Origin of the sequence: Deinococcus radiotolerans (assembly GCF_014647435.1) — a bacterium.
In the GTDB taxonomy this organism is placed as follows: Bacteria; Deinococcota; Deinococci; order Deinococcales; family Deinococcaceae; genus Deinococcus; species Deinococcus radiotolerans.
Genome location: NZ_BMPE01000001.1, coordinates 420921 through 444748, shown reverse-complemented (window position 1 = coordinate 444748; position 23828 = coordinate 420921). Strand labels below are relative to the sequence as shown.

The window sequence follows — 23828 nt, the reverse complement described above, 5'->3', positions numbered from 1 at the left end:
AGAGGCCAGGCCCTCAGACCTCCATCCCCCTCGGCTTTCTGTTGAGCCACATCAGGCCACCTGCGCCGCCATCGTCTGGCAGGTCGAGCAGCGCCGTGCCGAGGTGAGCGAGGTGAAAGGTCGGCGGTGCGTCCGTGACGCGCCAGCCGAGCGCGGTCCGGATGATCGCTCCGGCGAAGTCGTGGTGCGTGACCAGCGCGGCGGTGTCCTGACCGGCATGCCGGGTGCGGAGGTTGTGCAGCAGGCGGGCGGCGCGGGCGTGGAAGACGGGTTCCTCCCAGGCTTCCGCGCCTCCGTCCCACGGGTGGCCGTGCAGGTGCGCGGGCCAGATCAGCGCGGGGCAGTGTTCGCTCAGGCGGGCGTGGTCGCTCCCCATGGCAGGGGTGAAGCCTCCTGCGGGACCGGTCGTCAGGCCGCCGTACTCGAACGCGAGTTCCAGGCCGTGCACGGGGAGCCGCAGGCGGGCAGCGATGGGGGCGGCGGTCTGCACGGCTCGCAGCATCAGGCTGGTGTACAGGTGCGTGACGCCGCTCAGGTCCGCGTCCTGCGCGAACCGCTGGGCTCTGTCGTGTCCGTGCCCGCTGAGGGGCGGGTCGGGCTGCCGACCCTGCGCGTAGTCCGGTCGATCCTCAATCACGTTGTTCTCGGACTGGGCGTGGCGGATCAGCAGGAGCTTCACGCCCGCACCGTAGCGTGTCCATGCGCCCCGGACGCCCTCACCGCGCGCTGATTCAGCTAGACAGGCCGGGGCGTACCATGGGAACCACTTTCTCCGCTGTTCCCGCCCATTCCCATGCCGTGCGCCGCGCACGCCCCAAGGACGCCATGACGACCCTCGACGACATCCTGAACGCCCCCGCCCCCGCCTCCGAATGGATCCTCACGCAGGACTGCCAGGAGACCGGCCTTGACCCTGACGACATTCGCACCGAGATGCTCCGCCGCATCCGCGAGATGCGCGCCAGCATCGAACGCGGCCTCAGCAGCGACGCAAAGAGCATCACGGGCATGGTTGGCTGGAACGCCAAGGGCCTCTGGGACGCCCCCGACGTCCTCGGCGCGCCCCTCCTGAAGCGCGTGCAGGCGTACGCGATGGCCGTGAACGAGGAAAACGCCCGCATGGGCCGCATCGTCGCCGCACCAACCGCCGGCAGTGCGGGCACCATTCCCGGCGCGCTGATCGGCGTGGCCGACCACCTCGGACTGCCCGACGAGCGCCTCGTGAACCCCATGATACTCGCCGCCGGGATCGGCAAGGCCATCAGCAAGCGTATGTTCATCAGCGGCGCAGCGGGCGGCTGTCAGGCCGAGATCGGCTCCAGCGCCGCCATGGCCGCCGCCGCCATCGTGGAACTCATGGGCGGCACCCCCCGCGCCGCCGTGCACGCCGCGTCCCTCGCCCTGATGAACACCATCGGTCTCGTGTGCGACCCCGTCGGCGGGTACGTCGAGGTGCCCTGCGTGAGCCGCAACGCCTTCTACGCCGTGCACGCCGTCAGCGCCGCGCAACTCGCCCTGGCGCAACTGGAATCCTTCATCCCCCCGGACGAGGTGCTGGGCGCCATGGCCAGCGTGGGCCGCATGATGCCCGCCGCCCTGCGCGAAACCGCCGACGGTGGCCTCGCCCAGACGCCCACAGGTCTCGCCGTCACCGCCCGCATGGAAGGAAAGAAGGACGGCGAGGGACCGGGCGGCATGATCGAACTGCCCCTGGCGTAACTGAACGGAGCGGGCCGACCCTCATGTACCGGGGTCGGCCCGCTCGCGTTGCGGATCAGGTCCGGCGCACTCTACGAGCCCTGACCGTACGGCCAGCCACTGCACCTGCCAGGACGGTCAGGATAGTCGCGCCCACGGCCACCAACAACCCGCCCACCGGAGCGGCCCAGCTCACCATGTTCCCCAGGGCGCTCTGGGCCCAGACCCAGGCAAGCGGGTAGGTCATGAACGCCACCACGACGATCCACGCGCGAACTCGGGCTGCGCCCACTCCCAAACCCAGCAGCAGCAGCACGCCCACCGTGGTGAGGTTCAGCCCCGCCAGCAGGCTCAATCCCGGCTCCTGAGTCACGACGGCTCTCGTGATGATCTCCGCCAGACCGCTCAAGGGGAACGCCGCGACTCCCACTCCGGTCATGCTCATCAGGATGTCCACCAACACGGGTCGGTGAGGGAGGCTTCGTGCCGAGGCGAGGGTGTCCCGTGCCCAGGCCCCGTCCTGCGATCCGATGGTCCGCGCCTCATGCACCATGCCGTTCTCCCACTCGTCCGGAGTCACAGGCGCACCAGCGGCAGGCGCGTAGCGGATACCCGGACCAGCCCCGCCGCGAAAGCGGCAATCACGGCCAGCGTCGCGACAGCCTCATCCGGCATACCGGTGATGGGCGTGATCGGGGCCGCGTCGCCCAGCAGGGCCTGTAACGTCACCACGGCCAGCCACGCGCCCGGCAGGAACGCCAGTGCACCCGCCCCGGCTTCCAGCGCTGCCACGCGCCGCGAGCCCAGCAGAACTCCGACAACGCCCGACAGGAGCATCACGCTCAACCACAACTGAGCCGGGGTGTCATGCTGCCAGAAGAATTGCGTCAACAGGACGACGCTCACGCCCAGCCCGGCGAACACGGCCGCCGCCACAAATGCACCACGCCACTCGAACCGTCCCGCTGCCATTGTCGTCTCCATCGCCCACTCCCTGTCGTTCACGCTAGAGGCTTCGTTGTGCATCCCCGCCACCCACTCGTCGGGCGTCATGCGATCACTTGCTTTCGCCTGACCACGCTCACGTGACTCAAACCGATCCCCGCCAGAAGTGCCAGCAGCGTATGAAACGAGGTGGAAAGCAGCCCCACAGGTTCACGGAAAAGGGCGCCAAGTGTTTCAAAGCCGGGCAAACTGTCCGAATAGGCGCCAGGAATACCTCCCGACGGCGGCGTCACTTCCAGCGGCAGATAGACCAGCTGACCCACCAGCAGACCAGTCAGGGTGCTCAGGGCAGGCAGCGTCAGAATCATGAGCACAGGGAGGCCCCGGCGACTCAGCCACCACGCGGCCAGAACGTGCCTCAGCGGATAAATCATGCTGTCCAGTTGCAACCGGGCAGGGTCAAAAGAGCGACTCGTGGACCCTGAACTGAAAGCAACCTGCCGGGTCATTTCCAGCGCGCTCACCACCACGATCATCAGGAGAAGAGGCAACAGAAGTCTTGCCCAGTACGCCCTGCGCGTGGCCTGCGCCCACAGGGCGTCGCTGACACTGTCCGCCTCATTCTTCATGCCGACGGTCCACTCGTTGCGGTTCATGCCGTTCTCGTCTTGTGGAGTCTGACGCGGGCGAGTCCGATGCCTGCGCTGAGGGCGACGATGTTGAGGATCAGGGCCATCAGCACTGGGCCACTGAGGGCGTCCTGTGGAGCGGGCAGGATGTCAACCGTGAAGCTCACGTCGTCCGGGAAGTTCGACTGGACGTTCAGCGTGACGAGGCGCGCCGTGATCGAGTACAGCAGCATGGCGGTCAGGAGTGACGATGCCGCCTGAAGAGGTGTGAATCCCCTGCGGGTGAGGAGGTACCCCAGACCAGCAATCAGCAGCCATTCTGGATTGAACGGGCTGATGATCATGTTCATGGCACCGGGTGGTACGGGAGCCAGGGCGCCCACCAGCGCGGCGTTGACCACGGCCATCAACGAAAGGGTGATGATCGTGAACCCCAGCGTGATGGCCGTAGCGGTCAGCCACGCCCTCCGGCGCAGATGGCGGCGGGTCTCCCGGCTCCAGTCGGTGTCCTGAACGCTGTCTACCTCGTTGCGGATACCGTCGTTCCACTCGTCGGGGGTCACGCGAGGCTCCGGGCATGGTGCTGCTGGCGGCGGAAGGGGAGGCCGAGAACGATCCCGAGGGCGGCGACGCCCAGGGCGACGCTCATGGGGTAGGCAGGGAATCCGGCGAAGTCCGCGTTGATCAGGTTGCTGAGGGTGGCAGTGGTCAGGGTGCCCAGCGCGGCGCACAGCAGCGTGATCCAGTGGGGAACGCGCAGGTGGGTGGCAACGGCGGCGAGCATGAAGACGGTCAGGATCAGACCTATGAGGGGCAGTTGCGGGTCGTGGCTGCTGGTGATGGTGGTGACGGGCTGGGGGTTGCCCAGGAGGTTCCATTTCAGGAACGTCAGGCTGTCCACGCCGTTGCGGGCCGCCTCGCGGGTCATGACGCTCCACTGGGTGGTGAGGGTCAGGGCAGCGGTGGTCGTCACGGTGCCGGCGGTGGCGAGCAGAGCGGTGAGGGCGGTGCGGGCCAGCTGCTGGTGGCGCAGACTGAGGCGGGCGTCACTGGCCCAGGCGGGGTCATCGACGCTGTTCGCCTCGTTCTGCATGCCGGTCTGCCAGTCGTCGTGGGTCATGATGCAATGCTCCTGTGGGGTCGAACGAGGGTCGAGAGGCCCCATCCGAAGGTGAGCAGAAGGCCAAATGTGAACAGGGCGCCCGGACACAACTTGACGATCAGGGGCAGGAGCGCGGTGACGGTGCTCAGCGTGAACACGTCTGACGCTTCGCGGAGTCCTGTACTGACGAGCAGAAGGGTGGGCAGCGTGGAGAGGCTGGCCGCCAGGAACGCCAGGGGCCAGGGCGCGGCGCCGCGGAGGATGTGGCGGGTCATCCATACGACGGTCAGCAGGAGTCCGATTCCACTGGTCCAGAGGAACTCGGCGGCAGGATGCGCCCACCGGAAGATGTGGCTGGGCATGGGCACCTGAACGAGCAGGAAGCCGGTGGCCGGAAGGGCGCTGATGGCCACCAGTTCAGCGAGCGTGCGACCCCCGAGGAGGGTGGTGAGGTCACGGGTGGCGCGGCGCCACAGGACAGTGTGGTGGGCGTCGCGAGCCCAGCGCGGGTCGGCGTGGTGCCGTTCGGTGTCGAGGGCATCAGTCCAGTCGTCGGGCTTCACGTGAGGGCTCCTTTGCTGTGGGCGGCGGCGGGCTGGGTATCGTGGCGTTCGCGGGCCAGTTGGAGGCCGCTCTGGGTGAGGCGGTAGATGTGGCGGGGGGGCTTGCCAGGGTGGGGGGACTGCTCCCACTGGGCGTCCAGGTGGCCCTGTTCGTGGAGGCGCTGGAGGATGGGATAGAGGGTGCCGCTTTTCAGTCCGGTGCTCTTGCTGAGGTCATAGCCGTAGGTGTGGGCGGGGTAGGTCTGCTGGAGGGCGTGCAGGACGGCTTTGGTGTGGGGGCTGCTGTTGGGGGATCGGGGCATGTCCTATTAACAACATATGTAGAGTTTCAAGTCAAGCGAAAGCGGGGTGATCCATCACCCCGCCCGCACATCAGCTGCTGACCGTCAGTCCCAGCGCCCCCTGTAGCTCCCGGTGCGAATACAGGACCCGCGCGGCCCCGATGGTCTGCATCTGCGCCGCGCTGTCCGGATGAATGTGCCCGGCCGCGAGCAGCGCAAACAGCGTCGCGCCAGCCCGCACGCCGGCCGTCCCACCTGGAACGGAATCCTCCACGACCACGCAGCGGGCCACGTCCACGTCCAGCTGCGCCGCCGCAAACACGTACAGGTCCGGGTTGGGTTTGCCCCGCCCGCCCACCCAGGACGGATCGTATGCGTGCTCACCCACCAGCTCAGTTAGTCCCGACGCGCGCAACTTCAGGTGCAGCCGCCCCCGCTCGCTGTTGCTGGCCACCGCAAACGGAACGCCCGCTGCACGCAGCGCGAGCAGCGTCTCCCGCGCCCCTTCAATGGCCGGGACCGTGTCGAACGCCTCATTGAACCGTTCCTCCAGCACCGGCAGGAACGCGTCCGTGGCCGTCCAACCGTGCAACTCCTGCAACCTGAGCAGCACGTTCGGGAACGTCTGCCCGACCGCCAGGTGCGAGAACTCATTCGCGGGAATCGGCAGGCCATGCTCCGCCAGGGTGCGTACCCAGACACCCTCGGCCAGATGCTCACTGTCGATCAGCACGCCGTCCAGATCGAACAGCACCCCATCAAATGTCGGCATCAGGTGTCGCTGTCCGGACCGTGCTCCCAGCCGGCCAGCACGTGAATATGCGTGTGGAACACCACCTGTCCGCCGCCCGTGCCGCAGTTCACCACGAGTCGGTAATCGTCGGCGTGCTGCCGCGCCACCTTCACCGCCGTCAGCCACAGTTCACCCATCTCCGCAGCGTCCGTGATGGCGTCCACGCGGGGCGTCATGCGCTTGGGGATCACCAGAAGGTGAATGGGGGCCTTCGGGGCAATATCCCAGATCGCGATGTACTGCTCATCCTCGTACACGATGTCGCTGGGGAGTTCCCGCGCAATGATCCGCTCGAACAGGGTGGGCTGATCGTTCATGCCGCCCACTCTACCGACCCCACGCATCTTTATGTGGCGTTCACATTCACCCCCTCGGTGATCCAACCCCATCCCCCGCCGCATATGGCTGGATGTCAAGCACGAACCCCGCCACCCGGCGGCGGTTCACTCCCCCAACCTTCCCACCCCCACACCGGACCCCCCGACAGGAGGCGTCCAGGGGCGACCACACCCAGGAGCACCACCATGAGCCACGATACCGAACAGCAGATCATCGACAGCGCCACCAACGAGTCCGCCATGAACCGCCGCGCCGCCATGGGCTTCCTCGGCAAGCTCGGCCTGGGCGCCGCCGCCATGGGCCTCGCCGCGGGCAGCACCGCCAGCGCCGCCCCAGCTAAGAACATCGACGGCGACGTCCTGAACTTCGCCCTGAACCTCGAATACCTAGAAGCGGCCTTCTACCTGGCCGCCGTGGGCCGCGTGAACGAACTGCGCAAGATCGGCGGCGGCGCCGACATCCGCCTGCCCGCCAGCCTCGACCAGGACCGCGGCATGCAGTTCAAGGACGGTAACGTCCAGGCCCTCGCCCGCGACATCGCCGAGGACGAACTCGCCCACGTGAAATTCCTGCACGGCGCGCTCGGCAAGGCCGCCGCACCCCGCCCCGTCATCGACCTGAACGGCGCCTTCCGCGCCGCCGGACAGGCCGCGAGCGGCGGGAAGATCGACGGCTTCAACCCCTACGCGAACGACCTGTTCTTCCTGCACGGCGCGTTCATCTTCGAGGACGTGGGCGTCACCGCCTACAACGGCGCCGCGACCCTCATCACCAACCCCGCCTACCTCCAGGCGGCCGCCGGCATCCTCGCCGTTGAGGCCTACCACGGTGGCGCAATCCGCAGCATGCTCTTCCAGCAGCGCCAGATCAGCGCCGCCGCCGGACTGTACGTCGGGCAGGTCGTGCAGGCCATCAGCAACCTGCGCGGCAAGGTCGGCGGCATGAAAGACCAGGGCCTCACCGACGCCAAGGGCATGGCCGTCATCGCGCCCGCCGACACGAACGGCGTCGCGTTCCCCCGCAGCACCCGCGAAGTACTGAACATCGTCTACCTCGCCCCCGGCGCCAGCAAAGGCGGCTTCTACCCCAACGGCCTGAACGGCAACATCAAATAATCCCTAGCGGTTCAACAGAACCGTTCCCACCCGCCGGTCAGGGCCTTAGCGCTCTGACCGGCGGGTGCTGTCCAGCGCCTCCCGGTACGACGCCACCGACTCACCCGGGCACGACAGCGGATGCACCTGCACCAGCCGCCGCCACGACTCCACCCGCTGATCATCAACCAGCACCTGCGGCTTGGGCAGGAACGCCGTGAACACGGCCTCCAAGCCCACCTCACGCGCACTGTCCCTCGCGTAGGCGGCCCCGCCGGAACTCCAGCAGTACAGCTCCGCGCCCTGCGCCGCCAGCTCCCGCACATGCGCGATCGCCCCCGGAATCGGCACCCGTGACCGCCCCACGTTCCGCACCAGCGTCTCGTCCACATCCACGTACACGACCAGCGGGGGAGGGGTCATCATACGGATTCCGTCTGTTTCGTTGGCGACCCGGAACGGCACCGGGTCGTCAGCTTCACGTCCGGAACCCGCTTTGCTCCTTCTCGCATCCGCTCGGATTGAACGGTTTTTGCAAACCATTCAATCGGAGTCCACATCAGATCACCTCGCGGTAGGCGACGCTCTGGCTGCGGTTCTGGAGTTCGCTGCGGAGGTACTGGAGGCGGGGGTGTTCCAGCCTGGGGTCGTGCGCGAGGATGTGCTTGGCGAGTTCGCGGGCCTGTTCGATGATCTGGGTGTCGTTGGCAATGTCGGCGAGGCGCAGGTCCGGGATGCCGCTCTGGCGGGTGCCTCGTATCTCGCCGGGGCCGCGGAGTTTCAGGTCGGCTTCGGCGATGACGAAGCCGTCGGTGCTGCCTTCGATGATCTTGAGGCGCTGCCGGGTTTTCTTGCTGTGCTCCCCGGCGATCAGGACGCAGTAGCTCTGGGCGCTGCCTCGGCCGACGCGGCCGCGCAACTGGTGCAGCTGGGCGAGGCCGAAGCGTTCGGCGTTCTCGATGACCATGACGGTGGCGTTGGGGACGTCCACGCCGACCTCGATGACGGTGGTGGACACGAGAATGTCGAAGTCGTGCGCGCGGAAGCGGTCCATGACAAAGTCCTTCTCGGCGGCGCTCATCTTGCCGTGCAGCAGGTCGATGCGCGCCTCGGGGAGGATGGTCTTGAGGTCGTCGGCGAGTTGCGTGGCGGCAAGGAGTTCGAGGTTCTCGCTTTCCTCAATGAGGGCGGTAACGACGAACGCCTGCCGCCCCTCGCGGATCTGGCGCATGACGAACCCGTACGCCTGCTGCCGGGCGGTGTCCTGAATGAGTTTGGTTTCGATGGGTGTGCGGCCGGGTGGGAGTTCGTCGATGACCGAGAGTTCCAGGTCGCCGTAGGCGGTGAGCGCCAGCGAGCGGGGGATGGGGGTGGCGCTCATGACGAGCACGTCGGGGCGGCCCGCGAGGAGTTTGCGGCGCTGCTGCACACCGAAGCGGTGCTCCTCGTCCACGACGGCCAGCCCGAGGTTGTCGAAGCGGACGTTCTCCTGAATGAGCGCCTGGGTGCCCACGACGACGTCCACGTCCCCGTCCGCGATGCGGGTCTGCATCTCCAGTTTCGCTTTGGGCGTCATCGCGCCGATCAGGAGGCCCACGCGGATGTCGAGCTGCCCGAGGTACCCGACGAGGTTCGCGTAGTGCTGCCGCGCGAGGATCTCGGTGGGGGCCATCAGCGCGCCCTGGTAGCCGTCCCGCACGGCGAGGTACAGGGCGCAGGCGGCCACGGCGGTCTTGCCGCTCCCGACATCCCCCTGCACGAGGCGGGCCATCTGGCGGTCGCTGCGCATGTCGTCCGTGATCTCCAGCAGCACGCGCCGCTGCGCGTTCGTGAAGCGGAACGGCAGCGCGCCCTCGAAGGTGTGGATGTCGTCCCCCTTGGCGTTGAAGCGTTTGCCCTGCAGCACGGCGTCCTCACCCTGGAGGAGCATGCGCAGTTCGAGGAACAGGTACTCGTCGAAGCGCAGGCGGTGGTTCGCGCGGCTCAGGTGAGCCTCGTCGGCCGGGAAGTGAATGCCCCACAGCGCGTCGCTGAGGTCGGTCACACCGTACTGCCGCCGCCAGTGCGCGGGTAGGTAATCGTCCAGTGGGACGGCCTGCAACGTGCGGAACGCGGCGCGGCGCAGGAACTCCTGCGAGATGCCGTCCTTCGCGTCGTACACGCCCACGATCCGCCCGGTCGAAAGGGAATCCTGGGCGCCGTCCACCGTCTCCAAGTGCTCCACGCCCAGCTGCACGCTGCGCCCGAAGCGCTTCACACGACCCGTCAGGACCAGCCGGGCGCCCTCGCGCAGCTGCTTTTCCACCCACGGCTGGTTGAACCACGTGGCTTTCACGCGCCCGCCAGACGGCGTTTCCAGGGTCACGTCCAGGATCTGCATGCCGGGTTTGGGACTGCGGCGGGACTTGGCGACGACGCGGCCCTCCACCGTGACCTTCTGTCCCTCCTCGACCTCGGACAGGTCCGGCAGGGCGCGGCGGTCCTCGTGACGGTGCGGGTAGGCGTGCAGCACGTCGCGCAGCAGGTGTAGGCCCAGCGTGTGCAGCTTGCGCGCGCCGCCGGGTCCACTGTCGAGCCGCTCGACGGGCGCGTCCGGGGGCAGGCGCTCACCCGGAGCGGCGGTGGGGACGGCGGCGCGCTTGGCGACGGGCGCGGCCTTCGGAGCGGCGGTCTTTGCGGGGGTGTCGGTCAGCAGGTCCAGGGCGGCGCGCAGGGCCGCGTCCCGTGCCGCTGCGTCCAGCGCCGCGTACCCAGCCAAGGCCTCGCGGACCTTCGGGAATGGGTTGCCCAGTGGTGAGGCCAGCAGTTTCTCCACGCCGCCCGCCACGACGCGGTTCTGGCAGCCGGAGGCCAGTTCCGCTGCCAGTGGTCGCCGCAGTTTGTCCCGTAATTCCGCCACCGTCGCCATCGGACAGACAGCCTATCAGAGCGGACTGGATTCTGTCCCAGGCAGAATTGAACCGCTTTGCCAGAGCGGAGAACGTCCCGATTCCTGCGGGGCTAGTTCAGCGTCCTGGCGGCGCTGGGCACCTGCGCCAGAAGGACATCCAGACGGTCCAGCACCGTCCGGGCGCGCAGGGCGTCCTCGCGGGCCTCCCCGCTGAGGGGCAGGACACTCGCAGCGAAACTGGCAATCAGCAGGGGGTCCTCAGGCGCGGCCGCCAGCAGCGCCTCGGTGTTGTCCGGATTCAGCCGCAGCAGGGCCGCCAGCAACTCGCGCGCCGTAGCCAGCGTGGCCTGCTCGGCCTCGGTGGGCGTCAGGTCCGGCTCGGCCTCCAGGGGCCAGAGGGTCACGTCCGAACTCAGGTACGGGTGATCCATGTGGAACTCCTGCACCTGAAACCGCTCACCGCCCGCAATGATGATCGTGCTCGTGCCGTCCTCGTGCAGATCGGCGTGCCGCAGGTGCGCCAGCGTGCCCACGCGCGATACGCGGTCCTGAAACGGCAGGTCCGACTCCTTCGAGGACACCAGGATGCGCACGATCCCGAACGTCTCACCGCCAGCCTGCACGTCAGTCAGCAGCGTACGGTACCGGGGCTCGAACACGTACAGTGGGAGCACCACGCCTGGAAACAACACCAGGTTCGGCAGGGGAAACAGCGGAACGCGCATACCCTGTCATGCTGGCGCGTTCCGCCGCGCACAATGTGGGTGCATCCCACAGAAAACCGCCATTTTCGGCGGTTTTCTCACGTCCCAGGGGGGAGATCGGCAGGCCGCTTCTTGCGCTTCACTCTCGGTATCGGTGGTGGAGGCGCCCCCCAGCCCTTCAGGTCGTCCGGGGTAGCGCCCAGGGTCAGCAGCGTGGCGCTGTCCTGCGGCGTCAGCGGGGCCGAGACCAGCAGGTCCGGGCGGCGGGCCAGCGTGCGCTTCAGCGCCTGCTCGCGCCGCCACGCCCCGATGGCCGCGTGGTTCCCGCCGCGCAGCACCTCCGGCACCGCCTGCTCCCGCCACGCGAGGGGCCGCGTGTACTCGGGATAATCCAGGAGGCCCGAACTGAACGAGTCCGCCCGGTGCGAGTCCGCGTCGCCCAGCACGCCGGGCCGCAACCGGGCCACGGCCTCCAGCACGCACGCGGCCGCCGCCTCGCCGCCCATCATCACGAAATCCCCAACGCTCAATTCGCGCGTGACCAGCCCCTCCACGCGGGCGTCGAAGCCCTCGTAGCGGCCGCACAGGAACACGAGGTGTGCCTTCCCGGCCAGTTCCTCCGCGACCGCCTGCGTGAACGGCTGCCCGGCCGGACTGAACAGGATCACCTCGTCGGCGGGCGGCAGGCTGGCCAGCGCCCGCTCGGCGACGTCCACGCGGATCACCATGCCCGCTCCGCCCCCGTACGGCGTGTCGTCCACCTTCAGGTGCTTGTTCTGCGAGAAGTCCCGCATGTTCACCAGCCGCACGTCCACCAGCCCCCGCTCGCGGGCCTTCCCCAGGATCGCCTCGGAGGCGAATGGTGCCAGCAACTCGGGGAACAGCGTCAGGAACGAGAAGGTCAGCGGGCCGTCCGGGGTGGGCTCAGGCGTCATCGCCGCCGACCTCAGGTGCATCCGCCTCCAGCAGCCCTGCCGGGGCATCCGCCGAGAGCGCCAGCGACGCCGGACGCCTGCGGTCATTCAGGTTCACCAGCACGTACGGCGCCTGAAGAGGCACGAACGACTCGCCGCCCTCATGCCGCACGACCAGCAGGTCCTGATGCCCGCCGTCCTCCACGTCCACGACCTCACCCAACACCTCGCCACCGGCGCCGTGCAGGGTCAGGCCGCGCAGCTCGTGGTAGTAGTACACGCCCTCCTCGGGCTCGGGCAGCTCGTCGTCCGCCGCGAACACGTTCAGGCCGCGCAGTTCCTCGGCCGCCTCGCGCGACGTCACGCCCGCCAGGTGCAGGGCCACGCCCGGCGCGAGCATCTCCAGCCGCGCCACGCGCAGCCAGCCGCGGCCCTCCACGAACACCCGTTTCAGCGCGCGGAACTGCTCCTGGTCACCCAGTACGTAAACCTTCACGCCGCCCTTGACGCCATGCGGCCCGAGGAAATACCCGAGCCGCGTCCGGTCCTGCCCGCCCGTCACGCTTTTCTGGGCGCGTCCAGGTCGACGTTCAGCCGTTCGCGCGGGTCGGAGGCAGCGCGCACCAGCGTGCGGATCGCCTGGATCACGCGGCCCTGACGGCCGATCAGGCGGCCCTCCTCGCCGGGGCCGACGCGGACCATCACGGTCGGGCCGCGCTTCGAGACGCGCACCAGCGACGGCTGGTCCACCACGCTCTGCGCCAGGAACAGGGTCAGATCCACGGGATCACTCTTCATGCGCGGCATTCTACGCCATGCACCCCGCGCGCACCGGGCGTCTCTCATGCCCCCACGGTGGGCCCCGGCACGTGACGCGCCCCCCACTTGCACCTCCCCGCGTCCGCTAGAATCGCCGATTGTGACGCGCGCCGCCCCCCGGGCGGACCCGGTGAGGAGCCCGGAGGGACACCCCCCTCCAGCCGCGCGCCCCCGGAGGACCCTTGAGCTACTGGCGCACGACCATCAAACCCCTGCTGGACGACGAGACCGGCACGATCTACAAGCAGGCCCCCGTCCGCGTGACCCTGGCCTTCCCGAACCGCTACTCGGTGGGCATGGCCTCGCTGGGCTATCAGGTCATCTACCGCATGTTCAACCAGGAAGAGGGCGTCGCCTGCGAACGCGCCTTCCTGCCCGACGACGTGGACGCCTTCGAACGCACCGGTCAGGCCCTGCCCACCGTGGAGAGCGGGCGTGACGCCGGGGACTGCGAACTGTTCGCCCTGAGCGTGTCGTTCGAGCTGGACCTGACGAACATCATCCGCACGCTGGACGTGGCGGGGCTGCGTCCCCTGCGCGAGGAACGCGACGACAGCGACGCGCTGGTCATGATCGGCGGGCCGTTCACGAGCAGCAACCCCTACCCGCTCACACCCTTTGCGGACATCATCGTGATCGGCGACGGCGAGCAGATCGTGCCCGTCATCAGCGAGGCGCTGCGCGAAGCCGAGAGCCGCGAGGACTTCTACGACCTGATCGACGGGATGCCCGGCATCTTTCTGCCCGCCCGGCACGCCCACGAACCCAAGTGGGCCACCGCGCCCAAGGAACTGCTCCCCGCATACAGCCAGATCGTCACGCCGCACAGCGAACTGAGCAACATGTTCCTGGTCGAGGCGCAGCGCGGCTGCCCGCGCCCCTGCACCTTCTGCCTCGCGCGGACCATGTACGGCCCGAACCGCAACAACCAGGCGCAGGAACTGCTCGACACCATCCCCGACTGGGTGGAGAAGGTCGGCCTGGTCGGCGCGGCCCTCAGCGACTTCCCACACACCAAGTACGTGGGCCGCACCCTGACCGACCGCGGCATCAAGCTGGGCGTCAGCTCCATCCGCGCCGACACCGTCGACGCCGAACTGGCCGAGATCCTCAAGGCCGGCGGCCTGCGCACCTTCACCGTCGCGAGCGACGCCCCCAGCGAACGCCTGCGCCGCTGGCTGAAAAAGGGCATCACCACCGAGGACCTCACCAAGACCGCGCACATCAGCCGCGACCTGGGCTTCAAGGGCGTCAAGGTGTACATGATGATCGGCCTCGGCCCCGAGAACGACGACGACATCACCGAACTGATCGAGTTCACCAAGGACCTCGCGAAGATCAACCGCATCGCGCTGGGCATCAGCCCCTTCGTGCCCAAACGCCACACGCCGCACTTCGCGGACCCCTTCGCGGGCGTGCAGACCATCGAGAAGCGCATGAAACGCATCCAGAAGGAACTGCGCACCACCGCCGAACTCCGCAACGTGTCCGCCAAGTGGGCCTGGGTGGAATCGGTCATCGCGCGCGGCGGCCCCGAGGTCGGCATGGCCGCCTACCAGATCTACCGAAACGAGAGCATCGGCGCGTGGAAGAAAGCCCTGGAAGAAGTCGGCTGGAGCGACGAGTTCGAGACCAACACGCCCAGCATTGGCCTGCCGCCCGGCCAGTACGAGAGCAAGGACGTCAGCGCCCACGCCCAGGGCCTCGCCATCTGACCCCAGCCCCACGGAAAGCCCCCTCCAGCAGACGTGGAGGAGGCTTGTTCTACGCTTCCCGATTGAGGATGTGCCGCACCTCGCCCGGCGGAACGCGCAGCAGGTCCCGGACGACCAGCGGGTACACCGGGGTCGCCTCGATCCGGTCGAAGGGCACCCACTGGCACTGCACGTCCGGGTTGTCGTGCACGGTGAACGTCCCGTCCGGCAGGTTGGATGGGGCAGGCAGGTGGTAGGAGAAGCCGATCTCGTGCTCGCGCCGACCCGGCGGGCCGAAAAAGCTCTCGACGACCCCGACTAGCAGCAGCTCGCCTGCGGTCAGGCCGGTCTCCTCGTGCCATTCGCGCGCGGCGGCCTGCGCGGAATCCTCGTCCGACATGACCGCGCCCCCCCGGTAGGTAGGGAAAGCTGATGCCAGGCTCGGTGTTCGTCAGGAGCGTGTCCCCGCGCGTGCAGAGGAGCACGGCCCGCACACTGAACTTCACGCCCCCCAGAGGCAGTCGGATGTCGGTCACGCGCCGGCCCGCGCGGCCTCCTCACGCACGCTCGCCTCCGGATCGGCCAGCAGCGCGTCCCGCACGGTGGGGGAGAGGTCGGCGCGCCCGGCGACGGCCAGCCGCACGCCCTCGTCCGGGTCCCCGGACAGGACCCCCAGGTCCTCGGGGTGGAGGTTCGGGTGCAGGGCCGCCGCGCGGCGCACCCCGGCATTCGGGTCGCGGGCCAGCCCCGCCAGCGTCCCGCCCGGGGTGGCGGTCGCGTACGCCACGGCGCGGCGCACCTCCGGGTTCGGGTCGCCCGCCAGCACCTCCAGCTGCGCCGCGCCCAGGTCGGGTCGCACCGCCAGCACCGTCCGCACGCTGGCGTCCGGGTCGGTCAGCAGGGCGTCCAGCACCGACGCGGGAATCCCCTCCGCGCTCGCCACGTGCAGGCGGATATCGCCTTCCGGCGCGTGGGCCAGCGCCAGCACCGCGCCCTCCGGCAGGTCGCTGCGCTCCAGCACGGCGCGGCGCACCGTCTCGGACTCGTCGCCCGCCAGTCGCGTCAGCACCTCCGCCGGGGCGTCCGGGCGGCGGGCCAGCGCGGCGCGCACGTCCGGGTCGGCGTCCACCTCGGCCCGCGCCAGCCACTCCGCCGGAACCGTCCACGCCTGCAGGGCCGCCGCGCGCACCAGCGGCTGATCGTTCGTCGCCAGCCACTCCCGCACCGACCGGGGCAGATCCACCCGCCGCGCCAGGGTCGCCAGCACGTCCGGGTCGCCGTCCGCCGCGAGCTGGATCATGCAGTCCAGCGGCAGATCCAGCCGCCGCGCCACCCCGGCCCGCACCATGCCGTGCGCGTCCCCGACCAGTACGCGCAGCACGTCCCCCGGCAGGTCAGGGCGGGACGCCACGGCCTTGCGCACGTCGTAATCGTCGTCCGCCGCCAGCTGCCGCACCAGCCCCTCGGGCAGCGCGTCTCGCCGCGCGACTGCCTCGCGGATCTGCCACCCGGCGTCCTGCGCCAGCGCCGATACCCGCTCGGCACTCAGGTCCGCCCGGCCCGCCAGCGCCGTGCGCACCGCGTAATCCTCGTGCCGCAGCGCCGAGTCCACCACCCAGCCCGGCACGCCCGGCGCGTTCAGCAGCGCGATCACCCCATCCGCCGGGAACACCCCCAGCAGGTTCGGCCGCGCCAGGCGCATCAGCGGCAACCCCGGATTCGCCAGCACGTCCGCCGGGTACGCCGCCGCCAGTCCGCCCAGCACCTCCACCGGCGTGTTCGGATGCCGCGCCACCCGCGCCCGCACCCGCGCGTCCGGATGCGCCGACAGGCCCGACAGCGTATCCGCCGTCGCGCGCGGCGCCCCCGCCGCCTCCAGCGCCCCCTCCACACCCAAGATCGTCAGCGTCCGCGGGTCAAGCTCACCAGTCATCGCAGCGATGATGCCACGAGGGGAGGGGGCAGGGGGGGACGCGGGTCCGGTGGTTACGCCAGGGCCTCGGCCACCGCCGCGTCGATCAGCGCCCGAGCGATGCTGAACGCGGCGGGCAGGGTGGGCAGGTCGGTGACCGGGAACCAGCGGGCGTCGTCGATCTCGCCGGGTTGCGGGGTGATGTCGCCGCCCGCGTACTCGGCGGTGAAGCCCAGCATCAGCGAGTGCGGGAACGGCCACGGCTGACTGAACTGGTACCGCAGGTCCGTGATCTGCACGCCCACCTCCTCCTGCACCTCGCGCCGGGCAGCGGCTTCCAGCGTCTCGGAGGGTTCCACGAAGCCCGCCAGCGCGGAGTACATGCCGGGCGGGAAGTGCGGGCTGCGGGCCAGCAGCAGTTCGGTGTCCCGGCTCTGACCGCGCCGGATCAGCACCATCGCGACGGGGGCCACGCGCGGGTACACCGTCAGGCCGCAGTTCGGGCAGCGGCGCGAGCGTTCATGCGTGGCGTCACTGAGGGGCGTGGCGCAGCGGCCGCAGTAGCGGTGCGTGCGGGCGAACTCGATGACCTGCGCAGCGTACCCGGCCAGCCCCATGTGGTGCTCAGGCAGACGGCCAAAGCCGGAACGGACCGGCACAGCCTGGAAGCCGGCGGGCAGGTCGCCGTCCAGGCCCGCCGCCAGATACGACGTGCCGTCCAGGGTGCCCAGCGGCGTCACGTCCACCGCGGGCAGTGGGGCTTCCCCGGTCGGCAGGGCGCCGTCCGTGCGCAGGACGAGTTTCGGTCCGTCGAACACGAACCACACCGACTCCGCATCCGGGGTCAGCGTCAGGGCAACCTCAAAGCCGTCAGGGCGACTCGTCGCAATCATGTGTGTTCCTCCAGGCGCAGGACCTCACCGAAGGGGAAGCCCTCGTCCTCCAGGCCGCCGGGCGGCACGACCCAGAGGGTGGGCAGGCGCGGCGCGGCGTCTGGGAAGTCCCCGTACCCGTCGGTCAGGTAGATCAGGACGTCCGGTTCGTGCTCGTCCAGCAGCTTGAAGATCGGGCGGAAGTCGGTGCCGCCGCCCCCCTGCGGTGGGGGGATCTCGCCGCCGGGCGTCAGGTCGTGCGGGCCGTACGCCTCGGTGTCCGCGTAGTAGAGGGTCGCGCGGACGTGCGGGTACGCGCCCAGCACGCCCTGCACCTCGCCCACCAGGGCCCGCACCGCGTCGTCGTCCACGCTGCCGGACGTGTCCACGGCGATCAGTGCGGTCAGGGACTCGTCGTCCAGCGCCTCCAGGTACAGGCCGCGCCCCACGAACCGCCGGTCGAAGCCCCCGAAATCCACCGGGGTGCGCGCCAGGAAGCGCCACAGGTGCGCGCGCCAGTCCAGCCGCGCCGGGGCGAGGCGCTGCAACTCGCGGTGCTCGCCCAGCGGGTCGTCACCCTTGCCGCTCATGGCCTCCACGCTGCGCGCCTGAGCCAGCGCCTGCTGCCACTGCCGCTGCGTCTGCCCGGCCTGCCCCGGTTTCTGCCCGCGCGGCGGCGCGTCACTGGGCGGCCCGTCGAGCAGGTCGTCGCCCTCGTCCTCGCCGTCGCCCTGGCTTTCCGCCTCGATGGACGTGTACACCTCCTCGACACTCAGGCGTTCCAGGTGCTCGTCCCGCCGCGACTGCGGCGGCGTGGGCAGGCCCGCCGCCGACACCATGCCGTTCACGATCAGGTCCGCCGCCTTGTTCCAGCGTTTCTTCTCACGCGGACCGCGGCGTTCCACGTGCGACAGCGCCGCGTGCAGCACCTCGTGCAGCAGCAGACCGTCCAGCACGTCCGGCGCCAGCGTCGCGGCGACCTCCGGGTTCACGTACACCCGCTCGCCGTCCGTACCCGCCGCCGCGACCTCCCGCGACGGCACGAACTCCGCGTGCAGCAGCAGCGTCGCGAAGAACGCCGACCGCCCCCGCAGGCGCAACCGGGAGCCGGAGATCAGGCGCTGGAACTCAGGGGTGACCGGGACCGGGGTCATGAGGCGCCCGGTGTTGAAAGTGGATGGTGGATGGTTGATGGAAAAAGGTGTTCTCCAGCAACTTTCAACCATCGACCATCCCCCCTCACGCGCTTTCCGTGAGGCTCAGCGTGGTCTGCACGAGCGTCGCGAGGCGTTCGTCCCGGCCCACGAGTTCGGCGAGGTCCGCGAGCTGCCCGATGGCCTGGAACTTGCTGACGAGGGTGGCGACGTACAGCTGGAGCCATTCGGGTCCGGCGCTGTCGGCCAGCCACGTGAAGGCGTGGTAGGCCTCGTCGGCGGTGGCGGCGCGCGCGGCGAGGCCCACGACGGCGGCGTAGCGGACGCTGGGTTCGTCGGGCAGGCGCAGGCCCGCGCCCCGGCCTTCCAGCACGATGCCCAGGTCAGGCAGCTGCTCGTACAGGCGCACGAACGCGCTGAATTCAGCCCCGGCGGCCTCGCCGATGGCGGGCGTGGCGTCCAGTCCGGCGCGGTGCAGACGCGACGCCATCTCCCAGGCGCGCGGGCTGGGCCACGCCGGCTGCTGCGGGTCGAGGCGGTGCAGGAGTTCCGGGCGGAACGTCAGGAACGCGATAACGTGCTCGTGGAGGCTCCGGCCCAGGGCGTAGCTGCGCCAGGAGTCGAAGTCCGGGCGGACCGTCAGGTGCAGGAAGCGGTTGGCGAGGGGGGCGGGCATGTCGAACACGCTGGCGCGGTCCTCCTTGCGGTTCCCGGCGGCCCACACGAACCAGCCGTCCGGCAGTTCGTAGCTGCCCACCCGGCGGTCCAGGATGAGCTGCTGCGCCATGCCCTGCATGGTGGGCGGGGCCATGTTCACCTCGTCCAGGAACAGGATGCCGCGCCCGTCCCTGGGCAGGAATTCCGGGGGGTACCAGCGGCTCACGCCGCCCCCCTGCCCGTCGCTCTCGGGGACCGGCAGGCCGCGCAGGTCCGTGGGGGCCAGCTGGGAGAGGCGCACGTCCACGAAGTCCAGGCCGTGCGCGGCGGCCACCTGCGCCACGACGCTGCTCTTGCCCACGCCGGGCGGGCCCCAGATCATCGTGGCGAGTTTCAGTTCGCCGCGGACGAGGGCGTGCAGGTACGTCTGAAGTTCAGCAGCAGTCAGGCTCACGGGGTGAGGCTACCGCAAAGGTGCTGTCCGGCGCGGTGAGCGCGCGGCCAGTCGGGCCCGGAGGGGGTGGGGTGGGGGTATGGTGAGGGCGTTCCGCTCCGAGCCGACCATCCCCTATACTTTGACTGAGTACAAGTTTTCGCTGCGGTCCCCGGACCCTCCCCAGACCCCATCCGCCTGAAGGAGTTGCCCCTTGCTGCCCCTGATTCACAAACTGCTGTTCTTCGTCTTCGCCCTGATCGCCGGCGGCTTCGGCGCCTGGGGCTTTGTCCGCCTCTACCGGCGTGTCGCGCGCGGCGCCCCCGCAAGCGAGGACCGCGCCGGGAACCCCGTATCGCGCGCCCTGTACGCCCTGCGCGTCAGCCTCACCCAGGAACGCACCTTCCGCCGCCGCACCGCCATCAGTGTCCTGCACGCCTTCATCTTCTACGGCTTCGTGTACTACCTGCTCGTGAACGTCGTCGACGGCCTCGAAGGGTACCTGAACTTCCACCTCGACAGCGAAGCCAGCCCCCTGCTGGCCCTGTACAACGTCCTGGCTGACATCCTCAGCCTGCTCGTCCTCGTGGGCGTCCTCAGCCTCGTTATCCGCCGCCTGTTCCTGCCCAGCAAACGCGACTTCCGCTTCACCGACAAGACGCTGCTGCACCCGCTGCTCAAGGCGAACTACATCCTGCGTGACAGCCTGATCGTCAGCGCCTTCATCACCTTCCACGTCGGCAGCCGCATCCTCGGCAACGCCGCCAAGATGGCCCAGGAGGGCGGCGACACCTTCCAGCCGTTCAGCACCGCGCTGGGTAACCTCCTCTTCAGCGGCCTGAGCGAGCAGACCCTGATGGGCTGGCGCATCTTCGGGTACTGGGGCGCGCTGGGCAGCGTCCTGGCGTTCCTGGCGTACTTCCCGTTCACCAAGCACATCCACATCTTCATGGCGCCCCTGAACTACGCCTTGAAACGCCCCGTCGGTAGCGGCGTCCTGCCCCCCATGAAGGGCCTGGAGGAGGCCATGGAGGCCGAGGACCCCAAACTGGGCGCGGAGAAGCTGGAAGACCTGGAATGGCCGCGCCTGCTCGACGCGTACTCCTGCATCCAGTGCAACCGCTGCCAGGACGTCTGCCCGGCCAATGCGACCGGCAAGGCCCTGAGCCCCGCCGCGCTGGAGATCAACAAACGCATGGAACTCAACGTGATCGCGGCGCACCCCAGCCCCTTCACGCTGAAACCCGCGCCCTTCGAGTCCGGGGCCAGCACCGCGCACCCTCTGCTGGAATTTGCTATCAACGAGGAAAGCGTGTGGGCCTGCACCACCTGCGGCGCCTGCATGCAGGTCTGCCCCGTGCAGGACGAGCAGATGCTCGATATTATTGACATACGCCGCCATCAGGTCATGGTCGCCGGTGAGTTCCCCCCGCAGCTGCAGACCGCCTTCCGCGGCATGGAACGCGCCAGCAACCCCTGGGGCATCAGCCGCGACAAGCGCATGGAATGGGCCGAGGGCCTCAAGGTCCCCACCATCGACGAGAACCCCACCCCGGACGTCATCTACTGGGTGGGCTGCGCCGCCAGCTACGACCCAGGCGCGCAGAAGGTCGCCCGCAGCTTCGTGCAGCTGCTCGACAAGGCCGGCGTGAACTACGCCGTGCTGGGCAAGAAGGAAGCCTGCACCGGCGACAGCGCCCGCCGCGCCGGCAACGAATTCCTGTACCAGCAGCTCGCCGCCGAGAACGTCGAGACCCTGAACACCGTCGCGCCGAAACTCATCGTGGCGACCTGCCCGCACTGCATGAACGCCATCGGCAACGAGTACCGGCAGCTGGGCGGCGACTACCGCACCATCCACCACACCGAGTACCTCGAGACCCTTGTGGCCGCCGGGAAGCTCCCCATGGACCGGCTCGCGGAGAACGTCACGTACCACGACCCCTGCTACCTGGGCCGCCACAACGGCGTGTACGACGCGCCCCGCACCCTCATCACGAAAATGGCGGGCGAGGTGCTGGACCTGGAACGCAGCCGCGAGAACTCCTTCTGCTGCGGCGCGGGCGGCGCGCAGTTCTGGAAGGAAGAGGAGGAGGGCAGCGAGCGCGTCAGCGACAACCGCTTCCGTGAACTCCAGGCCCGCCTGGACGGCGCCAAGGCGGCCAGCGACGAGTTCGTGCAGACCGGCAAGGTCGTCGCCGTGGGCTGCCCGTTCTGCAAGGCCATGCTGAACTCCACGCCCGAGAAGCAGAAACGCGACGACATCATCGTCAAGGACGTCGCGGAACTCATGCTTGAGAGCGTGCAGCGCGCCGACGGCACGTGGCAGCAGGCCGCTCCCACCGGTCCCGTGGCGGACGCTACCCCGCTGGAGCAGCCTGAGGTCGTCAGCGCCCCCAACGCGCAGACCCCGATGGACCGCACCGGCGAGCAGCCCGGCGCCGGTGCCCCCGCCGCTGTGGTCGGCGAGACGAGCGCCGCCGTCATCAACGCCCAGCCCGGCAGTCCCGATGCCATGCAGGGCACCCAGCCCGAGGCGCAGGCGGCACACCCCGAAACCAGCGCCCGCAAGAGCTGGAAGCCGAAAACTGCGAGCCCGGCAGGTCCAAGCGGGGATGATGTGCAGGCTGCCGCGCCCGCTCCCGACCCTGCGCCCGCATCCACGCCGGACGCCGCCCCGGCCCGCAAGAGCTGGAAGCCCAGAGCAGCGGATGATGTGAGCGCCGCGCCCGTACCCACGCCCGCCAGCGAGGCCACTCCGACTCCGACCGAACCGGGCCCCACCGCGGCCCCCGCCCGCAAAGCATGGGCGCCGAAAGCCAAGACGGACGACGTGAACCCCGCACCCGTCCCGGCGGCCGAGGCCGCGCCATCCGAGGCGACCCCAGAGGCGCCCAGCGCTGACGCGCCCGCCCGCAAGGCCTGGGCCCCTAAGGCGAAGGCCGACACCACCCCGGCGCCTTCCCCAGCTGAACCTGTCGAGCCCGTCGCCGCAGCCCCTGCTCCGGCACCCTCAGAGGGTGAGCGGAAGAAGTGGGCCCCGAAAGCGCAAACGGTCAGCGCGGCCCCTGCTGCTGGGCCCGCCCCGGCAGCCGCTGCCCAGGTCACTGAACCTGTGATCACACCTTCCGAACCGGCGACCGCATCGGCCCCGGCCGGCGAGCGGAAGAAATGGGCTCCGAAGGTGCAGGCCGCCGAGGCAACTACTCCGGCGACCTCTGAGCCCGCGCAGGCCGAAGCGCCGATCGCGGCGCCCCCGATCACAGAGCACGTGCACCTGGATCAGGTGGGGGAGAACCTGCTCGAAGAAGGGCAGCAGGCGACGAGTGAACCCGGCGCCGGTGGCCGGAAGAAGTGGCCGCCGAAGAAGAAGCCGGACTGAACCCCGGACCGCACGAACCGCCCTGGCCAGCCGGGGCGGTTTGTTCGTTGTGGTCGGCCTGTCCCGGTCGGCACCGTGGGCCGCGTCACGCTAGTATCAGGGAATGACCATTGCGATCGTCACGGACTCCACGTGTGACCTGACGCCAGAGCTGCTCGCTCAGATTGGCGTGACCAGCGTGCCTCTGTACGTGCTGTTTGACGGGAAGATGCACAAAGACGGCCTGGAGATCACGCCGCAGGACATCTTCACGGGCCTGAAATCCGGGAAGAAGACGCCCAGCACCTCGCAGCCCAGCCCGGCCGAGTTCGCCGCCGCGTACTACGCCGCGCTGCAACAGGCCGATGAGGTGCTGAGCATTCACATCAGTGGGCAGATGTCCGGCACGGTCGGCAGCGCCCGCCTGGCCGCGCAGGAATTCGCCGGGAAGGTCACGGTCGTGGACAGCCGCTCGGTCAGCATGGGCCTGGGCCTGCGCGTGCTGCGCGCCGCTGAACTGGCCCACCAGGGCCTCAGCATGACGCAGATCGTGCAGAAGCTGGAAGCGGCGGGTTCCCAGGCGGACATCCGCTTCACGGTGGACACCCTGGATTTCCTGCGCATCAACGGCCGCATTGGGGGCGCGCAGGCGCTACTGGGCAGCCTGCTGAACATCAAACCCATCCTGGTCGTCAAGGACGGCCGCGTGGAGGCGGGCGGCCGCGTCCGCGGGCACAAGAAGGCCATGGCGGACATCGTGGACCACGTGAAGAAGTACGTGGCCCGGCACGGCAGCGCCCGCCTGGCCGTGATGTGCACCCCTGGCGGCGAGGCGTACGTGCAGGAAGTCCGCGCCGGACTGGCGGGCCTGACCTTCGAGGACATGGGAGACCACCAGATTGGCGCCGTGGTCGCCACCCACGCCGGTCCCGGCACGGTGGGCGTCACGCTGGAGCCCGTCACCGTCTGACGTG

Annotated in this window: 26 protein-coding genes; 5 read left to right on the top strand and 21 right to left on the bottom strand. The window is 69.4% G+C overall.

The genetic code is table 11. The features are described 5' to 3' along the window. Positions 1 to 13: 13 nt before the first annotated feature. The gene (locus IEY63_RS02185; RefSeq protein ID WP_189067315.1) at positions 14 to 679 is read right to left on the bottom strand and encodes a histidine phosphatase family protein; all 666 of its coding nucleotides are present in this window, start codon (positions 677 to 679) and stop codon (positions 14 to 16) included. A 146-nt stretch (positions 680 to 825) separates the two neighbouring features. Here IEY63_RS02185 and sdaAA point away from each other — a divergent pair, with 146 nt between their 5' ends. Beyond that, positions 826 to 1719: an L-serine ammonia-lyase, iron-sulfur-dependent, subunit alpha gene (gene sdaAA / locus IEY63_RS02180; protein ID WP_189067314.1), complete on the top strand. Its 894-nt coding sequence runs from the start codon at positions 826 to 828 to the stop codon at positions 1717 to 1719. 55 nt (positions 1720 to 1774) lie between these two features. On the opposite strand, the gene IEY63_RS02175 is transcribed toward sdaAA, so the two are convergent. From IEY63_RS02175 to IEY63_RS02135, 9 genes are all read right to left on the bottom strand, one after another. Next, on the bottom strand, positions 1775 to 2161 hold the full coding sequence (locus IEY63_RS02175; protein ID WP_189067313.1) for a hypothetical protein: 387 nt from the start codon (positions 2159 to 2161) through the stop codon (positions 1775 to 1777). 113 nt (positions 2162 to 2274) lie between these two features. Further along, on the bottom strand, positions 2275 to 2751 hold the full coding sequence (locus IEY63_RS02170; protein ID WP_189067312.1) for a hypothetical protein: 477 nt from the start codon (positions 2749 to 2751) through the stop codon (positions 2275 to 2277). Then, positions 2748 to 3299 carry a hypothetical protein gene (locus IEY63_RS02165; protein ID WP_189067311.1) on the bottom strand — a complete coding sequence of 184 codons (552 nt, stop codon included), beginning with the start codon at positions 3297 to 3299 and terminating at the stop codon, positions 2748 to 2750. Before IEY63_RS02165 ends, IEY63_RS02170 begins: the two co-directional genes overlap by 4 nt. After that, the gene (locus IEY63_RS02160; RefSeq protein WP_189067310.1) at positions 3296 to 3835 is read right to left on the bottom strand and encodes a hypothetical protein; all 540 of its coding nucleotides are present in this window, start codon (positions 3833 to 3835) and stop codon (positions 3296 to 3298) included. The genes IEY63_RS02165 and IEY63_RS02160 overlap by 4 nt, the downstream gene beginning before the upstream one ends. Beyond that, positions 3832 to 4392 (bottom strand): hypothetical protein, encoded by a 561-nt coding sequence (locus IEY63_RS02155; protein WP_189067309.1) that lies wholly within the window; start codon positions 4390 to 4392, stop codon positions 3832 to 3834. Before IEY63_RS02155 ends, IEY63_RS02160 begins: the two co-directional genes overlap by 4 nt. Beyond that, positions 4389 to 4937 (bottom strand): hypothetical protein, encoded by a 549-nt coding sequence (locus IEY63_RS02150; RefSeq protein ID WP_189067308.1) that lies wholly within the window; start codon positions 4935 to 4937, stop codon positions 4389 to 4391. The genes IEY63_RS02155 and IEY63_RS02150 overlap by 4 nt, the downstream gene beginning before the upstream one ends. Continuing rightward, a complete protein-coding gene (locus IEY63_RS02145) occupies positions 4934 to 5239 on the bottom strand; it encodes a PadR family transcriptional regulator (RefSeq protein ID WP_189067307.1) in 306 nt (101 codons plus the stop codon). The genes IEY63_RS02150 and IEY63_RS02145 overlap by 4 nt, the downstream gene beginning before the upstream one ends. Positions 5240 to 5309: 70 nt before the next feature. Beyond that, positions 5310 to 5990 carry an HAD family hydrolase gene (locus IEY63_RS02140; protein WP_189067306.1) on the bottom strand — a complete coding sequence of 227 codons (681 nt, stop codon included), beginning with the start codon at positions 5988 to 5990 and terminating at the stop codon, positions 5310 to 5312. Further along, positions 5990 to 6328 carry a histidine triad nucleotide-binding protein gene (locus IEY63_RS02135; RefSeq protein WP_189067305.1) on the bottom strand — a complete coding sequence of 113 codons (339 nt, stop codon included), beginning with the start codon at positions 6326 to 6328 and terminating at the stop codon, positions 5990 to 5992. Before IEY63_RS02135 ends, IEY63_RS02140 begins: the two co-directional genes overlap by 1 nt. Before the next feature lie 207 nt (positions 6329 to 6535). Between IEY63_RS02135 and IEY63_RS02130 the strand changes: the two genes are divergently transcribed. Further along, entirely contained in the window at positions 6536 to 7465 is a 930-nt protein-coding gene (locus tag IEY63_RS02130; protein WP_189067304.1) for a ferritin-like domain-containing protein, read from the top strand. A 45-nt stretch (positions 7466 to 7510) separates the two neighbouring features. Here IEY63_RS02130 and IEY63_RS02125 read toward each other — a convergent pair whose 3' ends face one another. From IEY63_RS02125 to IEY63_RS02100, 6 genes are all read right to left on the bottom strand, one after another. Beyond that, on the bottom strand, positions 7511 to 7870 hold the full coding sequence (locus IEY63_RS02125) for a DUF705 domain-containing protein (protein ID WP_229784424.1): 360 nt from the start codon (positions 7868 to 7870) through the stop codon (positions 7511 to 7513). A 133-nt stretch (positions 7871 to 8003) separates the two neighbouring features. Then, positions 8004 to 10352: an ATP-dependent DNA helicase RecG gene (gene recG / locus IEY63_RS02120; RefSeq protein WP_189067303.1), complete on the bottom strand. Its 2349-nt coding sequence runs from the start codon at positions 10350 to 10352 to the stop codon at positions 8004 to 8006. A 92-nt stretch (positions 10353 to 10444) separates the two neighbouring features. Next, complete coding sequence (locus IEY63_RS02115; RefSeq protein ID WP_189067302.1) at positions 10445 to 11059, bottom strand: LON peptidase substrate-binding domain-containing protein; 615 nt, start codon at positions 11057 to 11059, stop codon at positions 10445 to 10447. A gap of 77 nt (positions 11060 to 11136) precedes the next feature. Continuing rightward, entirely contained in the window at positions 11137 to 11973 is an 837-nt protein-coding gene (gene trmD, locus IEY63_RS02110; RefSeq protein WP_189067301.1) for a tRNA (guanosine(37)-N1)-methyltransferase TrmD, read from the bottom strand. Next, positions 11963 to 12514 carry a ribosome maturation factor RimM gene (gene rimM, locus IEY63_RS02105; RefSeq protein WP_119674294.1) on the bottom strand — a complete coding sequence of 184 codons (552 nt, stop codon included), beginning with the start codon at positions 12512 to 12514 and terminating at the stop codon, positions 11963 to 11965. Before rimM ends, trmD begins: the two co-directional genes overlap by 11 nt. After that, a complete protein-coding gene (locus tag IEY63_RS02100) occupies positions 12511 to 12750 on the bottom strand; it encodes a KH domain-containing protein (RefSeq protein WP_058976649.1) in 240 nt (79 codons plus the stop codon). The genes rimM and IEY63_RS02100 overlap by 4 nt, the downstream gene beginning before the upstream one ends. A gap of 203 nt (positions 12751 to 12953) precedes the next feature. Between IEY63_RS02100 and IEY63_RS02095 the strand changes: the two genes are divergently transcribed. Further along, entirely contained in the window at positions 12954 to 14486 is a 1533-nt protein-coding gene (locus tag IEY63_RS02095) for a B12-binding domain-containing radical SAM protein (protein WP_189067300.1), read from the top strand. Between the two features lie 49 nt (positions 14487 to 14535). Here the strand turns inward: IEY63_RS02095 and IEY63_RS02090 are convergent, their stop codons facing one another. From IEY63_RS02090 to IEY63_RS02070, 5 genes are all read right to left on the bottom strand, one after another. Further along, entirely contained in the window at positions 14536 to 14865 is a 330-nt protein-coding gene (locus IEY63_RS02090; RefSeq protein ID WP_229784423.1) for an NUDIX domain-containing protein, read from the bottom strand. Between the two features lie 132 nt (positions 14866 to 14997). Further along, positions 14998 to 16398 (bottom strand): hypothetical protein, encoded by a 1401-nt coding sequence (locus tag IEY63_RS02085; protein ID WP_189067299.1) that lies wholly within the window; start codon positions 16396 to 16398, stop codon positions 14998 to 15000. Positions 16399 to 16451: 53 nt separating this feature from the next. Continuing rightward, positions 16452 to 17270 (bottom strand): NAD(+) diphosphatase, encoded by an 819-nt coding sequence (gene nudC / locus IEY63_RS02080; protein WP_189067298.1) that lies wholly within the window; start codon positions 17268 to 17270, stop codon positions 16452 to 16454. Continuing rightward, the gene (locus tag IEY63_RS02075) at positions 17267 to 18403 is read right to left on the bottom strand and encodes a vWA domain-containing protein (protein WP_189067297.1); all 1137 of its coding nucleotides are present in this window, start codon (positions 18401 to 18403) and stop codon (positions 17267 to 17269) included. The genes nudC and IEY63_RS02075 overlap by 4 nt, the downstream gene beginning before the upstream one ends. An 85-nt stretch (positions 18404 to 18488) precedes the next feature. Beyond that, complete coding sequence (locus IEY63_RS02070; RefSeq protein ID WP_189067296.1) at positions 18489 to 19514, bottom strand: ATP-binding protein; 1026 nt, start codon at positions 19512 to 19514, stop codon at positions 18489 to 18491. A 193-nt stretch (positions 19515 to 19707) separates the two neighbouring features. On the opposite strand from IEY63_RS02070, the gene IEY63_RS02065 reads away from it, so the two are divergent. Then, positions 19708 to 22875 (top strand): heterodisulfide reductase-related iron-sulfur binding cluster, encoded by a 3168-nt coding sequence (locus tag IEY63_RS02065; protein WP_189067295.1) that lies wholly within the window; start codon positions 19708 to 19710, stop codon positions 22873 to 22875. Between the two features lie 103 nt (positions 22876 to 22978). Continuing rightward, on the top strand, positions 22979 to 23824 hold the full coding sequence (gene fakB / locus IEY63_RS02060) for a DegV family protein (RefSeq protein WP_189067294.1): 846 nt from the start codon (positions 22979 to 22981) through the stop codon (positions 23822 to 23824). Positions 23825 to 23828 lie beyond the last annotated feature (4 nt).

Bases quoted from the DNA above. Each gene is read 5' to 3' on its own strand.
- IEY63_RS02155 (WP_189067309.1), bottom strand. From the start codon at position 4,392: ATGACCCACGACGACTGGCAGACCGGCATGCAGAACGAGGCGAACAGC.
- IEY63_RS02130 (WP_189067304.1), top strand. From the start codon at position 6,536: ATGAGCCACGATACCGAACAGCAGATCATCGACAGCGCCACCAACGAG.
- fakB (WP_189067294.1), top strand. From the start codon at position 22,979: ATGACCATTGCGATCGTCACGGACTCCACGTGTGACCTGACGCCAGAG.
- IEY63_RS02145 (WP_189067307.1), bottom strand. From the start codon at position 5,239: ATGCCCCGATCCCCCAACAGCAGCCCCCACACCAAAGCCGTCCTGCAC.
- IEY63_RS02135 (WP_189067305.1), bottom strand. From the start codon at position 6,328: ATGAACGATCAGCCCACCCTGTTCGAGCGGATCATTGCGCGGGAACTC.
- IEY63_RS02090 (WP_229784423.1), bottom strand. From the start codon at position 14,865: ATGTCGGACGAGGATTCCGCGCAGGCCGCCGCGCGCGAATGGCACGAG.
- IEY63_RS02115 (WP_189067302.1), bottom strand. From the start codon at position 11,059: ATGCGCGTTCCGCTGTTTCCCCTGCCGAACCTGGTGTTGTTTCCAGGC.
- nudC (WP_189067298.1), bottom strand. From the start codon at position 17,270: ATGATTGCGACGAGTCGCCCTGACGGCTTTGAGGTTGCCCTGACGCTG.
- IEY63_RS02170 (WP_189067312.1), bottom strand. From the start codon at position 2,751: ATGACGCCCGACGAGTGGGTGGCGGGGATGCACAACGAAGCCTCTAGC.
- recG (WP_189067303.1), bottom strand. From the start codon at position 10,352: ATGGCGACGGTGGCGGAATTACGGGACAAACTGCGGCGACCACTGGCA.
- IEY63_RS02165 (WP_189067311.1), bottom strand. From the start codon at position 3,299: ATGAACCGCAACGAGTGGACCGTCGGCATGAAGAATGAGGCGGACAGT.
- sdaAA (WP_189067314.1), top strand. From the start codon at position 826: ATGACGACCCTCGACGACATCCTGAACGCCCCCGCCCCCGCCTCCGAA.
- IEY63_RS02140 (WP_189067306.1), bottom strand. From the start codon at position 5,990: ATGCCGACATTTGATGGGGTGCTGTTCGATCTGGACGGCGTGCTGATC.
- IEY63_RS02100 (WP_058976649.1), bottom strand. From the start codon at position 12,750: ATGAAGAGTGATCCCGTGGATCTGACCCTGTTCCTGGCGCAGAGCGTG.
- IEY63_RS02075 (WP_189067297.1), bottom strand. From the start codon at position 18,403: ATGACCCCGGTCCCGGTCACCCCTGAGTTCCAGCGCCTGATCTCCGGC.
- IEY63_RS02085 (WP_189067299.1), bottom strand. From the start codon at position 16,398: ATGACTGGTGAGCTTGACCCGCGGACGCTGACGATCTTGGGTGTGGAG.
- trmD (WP_189067301.1), bottom strand. From the start codon at position 11,973: ATGACGCCTGAGCCCACCCCGGACGGCCCGCTGACCTTCTCGTTCCTG.
- IEY63_RS02125 (WP_229784424.1), bottom strand. From the start codon at position 7,870: ATGATGACCCCTCCCCCGCTGGTCGTGTACGTGGATGTGGACGAGACG.